Annotated in this window: 6 protein-coding genes and 1 rRNA gene; 4 read left to right on the top strand and 3 right to left on the bottom strand. The window is 50.0% G+C overall.

Features of this window, described 5'->3' with window-relative positions; all coding sequences use genetic code 11:
* The 3 genes from rrf to FCL47_RS21125 all read left to right on the top strand — a co-directional run.
* Window positions 1-95 (top strand): 5S ribosomal RNA (gene rrf, locus FCL47_RS21135); the annotation flags it as partial.
* Between the two features lie 205 nt (window positions 96-300).
* Window positions 301-1,311: a bifunctional N-acetylglucosamine-1-phosphate uridyltransferase/glucosamine-1-phosphate acetyltransferase gene (locus tag FCL47_RS21130; RefSeq protein ID WP_136815713.1), complete on the top strand. Its 1,011-nt coding sequence runs from the start codon at window positions 301-303 to the stop codon at window positions 1,309-1,311.
* Window positions 1,312-1,389: 78 nt separating this feature from the next.
* Window positions 1,390-2,679 (top strand): IMP cyclohydrolase, encoded by a 1,290-nt coding sequence (locus tag FCL47_RS21125; RefSeq protein ID WP_136815712.1) that lies wholly within the window; start codon window positions 1,390-1,392, stop codon window positions 2,677-2,679.
* 453 nt (window positions 2,680-3,132) lie between these two features.
* On the opposite strand, the gene FCL47_RS21120 is transcribed toward FCL47_RS21125, so the two are convergent.
* Complete coding sequence (locus FCL47_RS21120) at window positions 3,133-4,140, bottom strand: polyprenyl synthetase family protein (protein ID WP_136815711.1); 1,008 nt, start codon at window positions 4,138-4,140, stop codon at window positions 3,133-3,135.
* Window positions 4,141-6,144 carry an ATP-dependent DNA helicase gene (locus tag FCL47_RS21115; protein WP_240744330.1) on the bottom strand — a complete coding sequence of 668 codons (2,004 nt, stop codon included), beginning with the start codon at window positions 6,142-6,144 and terminating at the stop codon, window positions 4,141-4,143.
* A gap of 207 nt (window positions 6,145-6,351) precedes the next feature.
* Here FCL47_RS21115 and FCL47_RS21110 point away from each other — a divergent pair, with 207 nt between their 5' ends.
* Window positions 6,352-8,214, top strand: a complete 1,863-nt coding sequence (locus tag FCL47_RS21110) for an ATP-binding protein (RefSeq protein ID WP_136815710.1) — start codon at window positions 6,352-6,354, stop codon at window positions 8,212-8,214.
* Here FCL47_RS21110 and FCL47_RS21105 read toward each other — a convergent pair.
* Window positions 8,182-9,591: an MFS transporter gene (locus tag FCL47_RS21105; RefSeq protein ID WP_136815709.1), complete on the bottom strand. Its 1,410-nt coding sequence runs from the start codon at window positions 9,589-9,591 to the stop codon at window positions 8,182-8,184. The two genes, FCL47_RS21110 and FCL47_RS21105, sit on opposite strands and share 33 nt — an antisense overlap.
* Between the last annotated feature and the right edge of the window lie 13 nt (window positions 9,592-9,604).

The raw sequence follows: 9,604 nt of genomic DNA, 5'->3' as shown, positions 1-9,604 counted from the left end.
ATCCACCCGTTCCCATTCCGAACACGGAAGTTAAGCTCTTTAGCGCCGATGGTACTGCACGGGCGACTGTGTGGGAGAGTAGGTCATCGCCGTTTTTTATAAAGCAAAAGCCCCAGCAGATTCCTGCTGGGGCTTTTGTCGTTCTACAGGAACCTTGCCAAGAGATATCTTTTTTTATATATACTTTTATTACTTTGGAGATCTCCTTTTTCTGATGGTTTATTTTTGGCATCTGTATTGATCACTATTTCTCTTGTATGGTTGCATCCGGGAGAATTACCTCAACTCACGTGAACCCGCATGACATCCCCTTCCCTTTCAGTCATCATTCTGGCAGCCGGAAAAGGCACGCGAATGAAATCAGACAAAGCCAAAGTGTTGCACGAAGTCTTTTATGCACCAATGATCCACCATGTAATTAACGCGACGCTGCCCCTGCATTCTTTACAGACTGTTATTATTATCGGCCATCAGAAGGATGAAGTCGAACAATCGCTGGTATCTTTCTCAGTTACCTGCGTCGTGCAAAAAGAGCAGCTCGGTACAGGTCATGCGGTCCTCGTTGCGGAACAGGCTCTGAGTGAAGAAGCGGACACAGTAATGATCCTATGCGGTGACACGCCGCTTATTCAAGCTGAGACATTACAGGAAATGTACGCCTGCCACCAAAAAAGTGGGGCAAAGCTCACCCTGATGACTACTGTTCTCGACAACCCCACTAACTACGGCCGTATCGTCAGTGATACGAATAATAAAATACAGGGTATTGTTGAACAAAAAGACGCGACCGCAGAACAACGCCGGATAAAGGAAATCAATGCGGGGATATACTGTGTCGACAAAGATTTTCTCTTTTCATCCTTAAAAAAGGTCGGTACCGATAACAGCCAGGGCGAGGTGTATCTTACTGATATAGTCAAACTCGCGGTGGAAGATAACCTTGCCGTGGAAAAATATCTCGCGCAATCCCCTGTCGATGTCCTTGGCGTCAATTCCCGAATCGAGTTGGCAGGCGCACAAAATGAATTGCAGATGCGCAGAAATCGAACATTGATGCTGCAAGGTGTTACCATAAATAATCCTCAAACAGTTACCGTATCCCCTGAATCCAGCATTGAAAGAGATACTCTCCTTGAACCCCTTGTCAGTATTTCCGCTGGGAGCAGGATTGGGCACTCTTGCAGAATCGGCCAGGGGACTCTATTACAAGACTGCAACATAGCGAATAACGTAACTATTGGTCCTTATAGCTGTTTGTCCGGCACTACCGTTGCTGCTGGTACAATATTGCCTCCATTCAGCAAAACCTGAGCCCCCAAGCTTTCCACACCTGATATAAAGCGTGCATAAAGTGAGCAAAAGCTCTGCAAAATTCAAGGGAGATTAACCATGGCTGATTTAAAGAAAATGTATTCATCTATCCTGGGAGATAGTTTTCCGATGCAGATGACCATTTCTTTTGGTGATCAACAACTCACATATAACAAAAAAACCTGGAAGATACGCCTCGAAGACGGAACCATTGACGAACGTGGTGTACGTTACGGCGAAAACCCAGACCAGGAGGCCGCCCTCTACGAACTCGTCAACGGCAATCTCACCCTTGGCGGCTGCCATTTTATCGAACCGGGCAATGGTCTGGTTTCGGCAATCACTGTTGAAGATATGCTGCAGGTTGGGAAACACCCCGGAAAAATAAATCTTACCGATATAGACAACGGGTTGAATATTATCAAATACCTGATGGATAAACCGGCGTCGGTTATCCTTAAACATAATAATCCCTGCGGGGCGGCCTATGGAGACGATCTGGCCACGGCCTTCAACCGTGCCCTGCGCGCAGACCGCATTGCCGCCTTTGGTGGTGCAGTTGTGTTAAACCGGACCTGCGACATTGATACCGCTGAACTGCTGGTAAAGAATTATCTTGAAGTAGTCTGCGCCCCGGAATTTGCCGACGGCACCCTGGAAATATTAGGCAAACTGAAAAATTTGCGAATCGTGAAAATCGCCGATATCTCCCGTCTTGCCGATTTTGAAAAATTCCGCTTTGTCGATTTCAAAAGCCTAATCGACGGCGGTATCATTGTCCAGCAATCAGCGGTCAATTCTATTCGCAGCATCGACAACCTTACTGCGGCAAGCGCCACATGGAAGGGCCAGGAATACAAATGTGACCGGCAACCGACGCAAGCCGAAATAGACGACATGATCTTCGGCTGGGCGGTTGAACACGGTGTGACCTCCAATTCGGTACTGTACGTCAAAGACGGATGCACCGTCGGCATTGGCACGGGAGAACAGGACAGGGTCGGGGTCGCCGCAATTGCCGTACATAAGGCATATATAAAGTATGCCGATATCCTCTGCTTTGACACTCATGGTATTGGCTATGCGGATCTTGAACTTGCAATCCGCAAGGGAGAGAGAGATCGGGGAGAAAAAGAGGCGATTGATGCGCAGGTGAAACAGGAACGGGCGAATCTTCCCGGGTCGGTAATGATTTCCGATGCCTTCTTTCCTTTCAGAGACGGGGCGGATGTGGGTATTGCCCAAGGCATCTCAGCCATTCTCCAGGCCGGTGGTTCTTTACGCGATTTCGAATGCATCCAGGCGTGTAACGAGGCAGATCCTCAAGTGGCTATGATGTTTACCGGCCAGAGATCCTTCAAACACTGATGGCGTCGTAAAAATCCCGATCTCCTTCGTTGTATTTTTTTGGCTGACTCCCGACATACTACTTGTATAGTCGGGAGCCAGCCAAAAAAGCTACGCCTCGGATATCAAGATTTTTACTTAGCCATCTCGAAATTGGACTTTTTATAAATTTTCCACTGGTTCCCATGTGGCACATGGGAACCAGTGGAGATAATCAAACATTATTTATATCCAATGCCCGGCTGTAGCGGCTACACCAGCACTGTCTGAAAGAAAATGACATAGCCCGCGGTGCAGACCGAAAAAATCAGGACAAGGAACAGCAAAAGCAGGGAACACAATCGAATTATGCTGCCGGCAGCCGGTCTTTTCTTTGTTGCTCTTTTTTTTCGAGTTACTTTTTTCTTACCAAATAGCATACAGAAGTGTTTCTAATTTATGGTGATTAACTGACCTGCCCCCCGACAAGCGCCTCTATTTTTCTCGAGTAAGGACATAGCGGGCAAGTCCTTCCAGCAAGTCCCGCTCAAATGCGACATTTTTATCGGTAAAGACCGCAAGCATAGCAGATGCACCCGCAACGGCATCTTCGGCTTTTTTCCTGGCTGCAGCAAAGCCGTTGTATTTCGCAATAAGAGTACAGACCTCTTCGATGCATAACGATCTATCGACATCGTCGCCTAATATTTGCATTATACGGGTACGGTCTGCAGAAGACGCCTTATTGAGCGCCAGGATCAACGGCAGTGTCATTTTACCTTCGGCCAGGTCGTTACCTACAGCCTTCCCTGTTTTGGCGGGATCCCCCTGGTAATCCAGGAGATCGTCAATAATCTGGTAGGCACAACCCAGATGAACGCCATATTCCCGCAGCGCCGCGACTCTCCGGACATCACCGCCTCCGAACAGCGCCCCTACTTCGCAGGCAGCTGAAATGAGCAGTCCGGTCTTGCCCATAATCGCCTCATAATAATCCAGCTCGGACAGATTATGTCGTTTGGTATTTCTGAGCTGCATAAACTCACCATCGACCATACCGGTAGTGGCCCTGCAAAAAACATCCAAACCAGCCTGGCCTGAAAATCTGCCCACGGTAGCCATAGCCAGTGCATGCAGAAAATCGCCGGCAAGGATAGCCGCTATGGTGCCGAATTTCTGGTAGACGGACAGTTTGCCTCGTCGCGTAACCGATTGATCGATAATATCATCATGAAAAAGAGTTGCTGCATGAAGGTACTCAAATGCTCCCCCCAGTTGATACGCTTCCTCATCCTTTCTGCCGCACAGCCGCGAAGCAACGACCACGAGCAGAGGACGAATCCGCTTTCCTCCATTGAAAAGACCGTAATTCAGTACCTCAATCAGCAGCTCATCCATATCAGGCGTCAATCGGGCAAGATCGGCCCGCATGGATGCATTGATTTTTTCAGCTTCTTGTTTTACCGCAGCAAGGAGCATTTCCGACAGGGCTACATTTGCCATCTATTCATCACCCTCTGTACGTTCAGCATGAGCATTCTCAGCATAAAAATTAGCAATATCAACCATGTTCCGCGTAACAGGCGATGCCGGCAGGCTCTTCAGGAAGACCCGTCCATACCCTTTTTTAAAAAGGCGGACATCCATAATGGCGATCACTCCTCTGTCGGTAACCGACCGCATCAATCGCCCAACTCCCTGGCGCAATGTCAGGATAGCCCGGGGTACCTGAAAGTCAAAAAATGGTTTGCCACCTTCTTCTTTTATTCGATCTATGCGGGCCTGGATGACGGGGTCACTGGGCACCTCAAATGGCAACTTCTCAATAATAACACAGCTGAGGGACTCGCCGACGACATCGACTCCCTCCCAGAAACTGGCCACCGCCAGCAGCACGGAGTGGGTCTCTTCCCGGAAACTGTTGAGCAGAGCATTGCGCGAAGCCCTGCCCTGCACTAAAACCGGGTAATCAAGAGCTCCTTCCAGAAATGCAGCCAGCGAATCCATCCCCTTAAAACTGGTGCAGAGGACCAGAGCACGTCCCTCGCTTAAACGCAATATCTGTAAAACACGATCCCCGATACAGGGGAGAAAATCCTGGTGCGTCGGCTCCGGAAAACTCGTCTCCGGGACATAGAGCAGCGTGCGATGGCGATAGTCAAAAGGCGAACTGAACTGCAAGTCACGCACATCTTCTTTAAGTCCCAGTCGTTCTTTGATATAGGAAAAAGATCCACCGGAGGAGAGTGTGGCCGAGGTTAGTATGCAGGCATCGACGGTGGCGTAAAGATTCTTCTGCAGCTCATCGGCGACCTCAATCGGTGTAGCCGATAGAAGTACGGTTCGGTCTCTTTTCTCATACCAATGGACATATTTATGGTCATTGTTGTCGAAAAAAAGGGCGATGTCACGCAATTTATCGTTCTGCTCCCCGGCCCTTTTGATAAGTCCGCTCCAGCCGTCGCCAAAAGCCGTACAATCCACCAGCCGGTCAGCAAGCCCGGTTATGCCTGCGGAAAGAAGTTCCACTTGTTCTCGCCATACCGTCTCGGTCTGATCCTTTATCAGAGTCTGCAGAAAAAATCGTCCCGTTTGTACCGGGAAAAATCGTCCAAAACCATCAAGGCGCATTTTTAATCCATGCACCGACGGCAGCAAAGTGTCGATCATTTCCGGAGGCAGGTCGAGCTTTGCCTGACGTTCTATATCCCCCAGCAGGTCAATCAGCTGATAGTGACTGAAGCTCTTGCCGAAAAAGGTCGAAGCGACGTTTTCCAGGTGGTGGGCCTCGTCGAAGATGACCGCTTCGTAGCGAGGCAAAATTTCGCCAAAGCCGGATTTTCGCAGGGCCAGATCAGAAAAGAAGAGGTGATGATTGACTATAAGCAACCGTGCCTTTCCGGCTCTTTTCCTCAGTTGACTGATAAAACAGCCGGCCGCTTCAGGACAGTCCGCCCCCAGACAATGATTGGATTGGGAGGCTATTTTCGACCACAATCCGGCTTTTTTACTCAACCAGCCGAGTTCCGCCCTATCGCCGGTTGCAGTCTTTTTCAGCCAGGTGTCTATCTGTTCTACCCAGGGATCATCGACCAGGGAAAGCTGAGGATTGGAACGATACTGATACCAGCGGTACTGACAAAGATAGTTTTCTCGACCCTTTATGCAAAGGGCAGCAATTTTTTCATCTAAAACTTTTTCAACCAGAGGAAGGTCTTTATTAATGATCTGATCCTGCAGGTTCAGAGTAGCCGTAGAAATTACCACTCTTTTTCCAGACAATGCTGCCGGAATTAAATAGGCCAAGGTCTTGCCGATGCCTGTTTCCGCCTCGATGAGAAGAACTCGCGCTTGAGGTCCGTCGTGGTCTTGTCTTTCAGGTGCGTCCAGGAGAAGAACATCAGCCACGGCCTCAGCCATCGCATGCTGGCCGTCCCTGGGTTCAAAGTTTGCAAGATTCCCTGCCAGCCGCCCTCCCGGTCCAAAAATTTCTGTCAATTGCGTCATTGTGTGAGAACTGCTCCGTTAAGTGAAAACGCACTATACAACAGAATTTCTGGCGCTGTAAGACGATTTTAGCATATTTCTCTGGCTTGAAGCCAAAAAAACTTCCACAAGAGAGGATTACTTTTGCAGAGGAACAACCTTTTGTGCTAAAACGGTAAGGGTTCTTATTTCTTTTGAGTTGTTGACATTTTTCCTGGAATTATTGATATGGTTGAAATCCTTCTCCCGCAAAATTCCGTCTCATCACTTTCCATCTCAGAACTGCTTTCACCTGGAGAGGTTGTCGCGGTCGTTGACGATTCCTCGGAAATTATCCTGCTACTCTCGCATTATCTCACCAATATCGGCTTTTCCGTTGTCTCTGCCGGCAGCGCCAGCCGGTTCTACCAACTTATGGCCACGGAAAACATTGCCCTGGTTCTCCTAGACATCGGCCTGCCTGATCAAAACGGCTGTGAGGTCTTAAAGGATATTGCCGCAAGTCATCCCGACCTCGGAATTATCATGATCACCGGGACCACCGATATCACCGTCGCCCTTGACTGTCTGCGCCAGGGGGCTGACGATTACCTGACCAAACCAATAGGCGTCAACCAGCTGAGTTACACCGTACAGAATACCTTGCAGAAAAGGCGTATGGCCATCAACAATCGTCTCTTCCAGCAGGAGCTCGAAAAAACCAACGCCCGGATGCGGTTCCTGCATCATCTTACCCTGAAGATGAATACTGCCTACCTCAATACCGTTGAACTGCAGGGCATTCTGCAGGCTATCCTCGTTGGCATAACGTCCAACGACGGCCTGCGTTTCAACCGGGCATTTCTGGCATTGTACAGTAAAGACGGCAATTATCTTGAGGGCAAAATGGCCATCGGGCCTGCCTCCAGAGAACATGCCGGACAAGTATGGAGCTCAATAAAGGAAAAGGGCCTACAGCTCGATGATATCCTTGCCACCATCCAGAAAAAAAACAGCAAGGAAGATGTCGAGGTAAACAGAATCATCCACACCCTGAGGATATCCACCAGAGAAGAAGACCATGTGCTGCTCCATGCCAGTCGATTGAAACGACCAATATTGGTGCAAGACGGCGTCGCTGAAGGCTACCGGATTCCTGAGGATTTTCTCCGCACTTTTGGCGAATCCACATTCGTCGTTGTCCCTCTCTATTCGCCAAGTAAAGCGTTGGGCGTCATGATCGTCGATAATTTTGTGACGGGAGCGCCAATCACCGGAGAAGACATTAACGCCCTGGAGATTTTTGCCAGTCATGCGAGCCTGGCCATTGAGCACAGCCATCTGTATGCCGAAATGGCGGAAAAAATAGCCGCCCTTGAGCTTGTCACCCAGGAACTGGAAAGAAGCCAGGACCTTCTCGTTGAAGCCGAACGGACAGCGGCCATCGGCCAGATGTCCGCCCAACTCCTGCATGGGATTAGAAACCCATTGACCTCTATTGGCGGCACCTCTCGATTGCTGATCAAAAAAACCAGCGATCCCTATATCTCCAACTTCCTCAATATCATAACCCAGGAATCTTCGAAGATTGAAATCATACTCGAGGACCTGTTCAGTTTTGTCGAGGATACAGAGCTGATTCTTGGGGTCCATCCGCTTTTTTCTCTGATCCGCAAGACGGTGATGGTCTTTTATCTGACCATGAAAAATCAGCATATAGAGTATACCCTCGCTCTTGATGGGCCGGGACCGTCACTGATGGTTGATGAAAATAAAATTCGCCAGGTATTTCTCCATCTGATCAGAAACAGCCTGGAGGCAATGCCGGATGGCGGTACCCTCCGCATCGAGGCCAAAGAAGATGAGCAGTCTGTCACAATCCAGCTCAGCGACAGCGGCCCGGGAATACCTGCAGAAACGCTGCCACATGTCAAAGATCCTTTTTTCACGACGAAAATATACGGCAATGGTATTGGCCTCGCCCTGGTGGAACAGATAGTCCAGGCCCATGGGGGGACCTTCTCCATTCATGATGGCCCGACCGGTGGAACGTTGGCCACCGTTCGCCTGCCAAAGACGTCACCGTCGACCAGCGGAAAGCAAACATCCTGAGAATGACAAAAGGGCAGTCAAAACAAAAGTCACTCGCAGCGCCAGCATAAAGCTTCCGCTCTCCGCTGCAGAATAGTGCACCAGTGTCCCTCCACCGCTAAAAAAACTATACCACCAGGAAAAAAGTGCCGCCGCTAGTGTCGCCCCAATGACCATGCCGAGGTTTCTGGCGGTGGCCAGAATTCCCGAGGTAATGCCAACATACTCTTCGCTTACCCTCGATAATACGGATGCGCTGTTGGGCGACAAAAATATAGATTGTCCAGCCCCGAGCAGGGCCAGTTTCAGAGCAATTTCCATCGACGAGCTGTCGGTTGCCAGCCAGGCCAGACTCAAGAGAGCGCCACCGCTCAAAATCAACCCGCCGGTGGTCAGATATCGTGCGCCGATCTTATCGTACAGCCATCCGGATAACGGCGATAAAACCACGATCGTCGCCGGAACAGCCATCATCATCCGGCCCACCTTGTCGGCTTGGTAGGAAAAGATATATTCCAGATAAAATGGAATAATGGCCAGAACGGTAAATAAAACGGCAAAGGAAATCGCCGCCGTGGCCACACCGGTCCAGTAGTACTTCCTGCTAAATAGAGCCACCGGTAAAATCGGATTGCCGGCTTTTTTTTCGATGCGGATAAAAAGATAGATGAGTGTTATAAAACTCACCATAAACAGGATGTTGTCGAACCGGAGGAACCGATCGAACCGGTGAAAGATGAAGACGCCGAGAATCACCATGACCACCCAGCAGCCGCTCCCCTGCCAGTCAAACGGCAGAGACGGTTTGGCATCTGCCTGGTGCAGCCTCTCGAGCAGGTAAAATCTGCCCAGCACAACCGTGAGAAAACCAACCGGCAGGGTGATCAAAAAAATTGCCCGCCAGGAATAGAGGCTGAGCAACAGCCCGCTGACCAGAGGTCCGGTCAGCAAGCCGCAGGCCGTGGCGATCCCGACCAGGCCGAGACTTCGACCGAGTTGATCGGCGGGAAAGACTGTTTTAATTATTGCCGGTCCCGAAGACATCATCATCGATGCCCCAAGGGCCTGAATAAACCGGCTGAATAACAGCCATTCATAGTGTGCTGCAAAAGCGCAGGCCAGCGCCCCGAAGCAAAAAAGCGTCATGCCCGCCAGATAGATATTGCCCCTGCCCAGCCGGTCGGCCAACCGGCCCCAGAAAACCAGGGTAATGGTTATGGTGAGCAGATAAAAAGTGATGACAAAAGCGGCATACTCCAAGTTGAGACCAAAGGCGCGCATGATGGTCGGCAGAGCCACATTGATCATGCCGCTGTCCATGGTGGACAAAAAGACCCCGGTCATCACCAGTGCTAAAATCAACCAGCGACTGGGATTATGCTCGTCTCTTTTGGTCACCGGGCCGCTCCCT

The organism is Desulfopila sp. IMCC35006, assembly GCF_005116645.1.
Classification (GTDB): Bacteria; Desulfobacterota; Desulfobulbia; order Desulfobulbales; family Desulfocapsaceae; genus Desulforhopalus_A.
The sequence above is the reverse complement of the archived record's forward strand: the minus strand, read 5'-3'. Positions and strand labels throughout refer to the sequence as shown.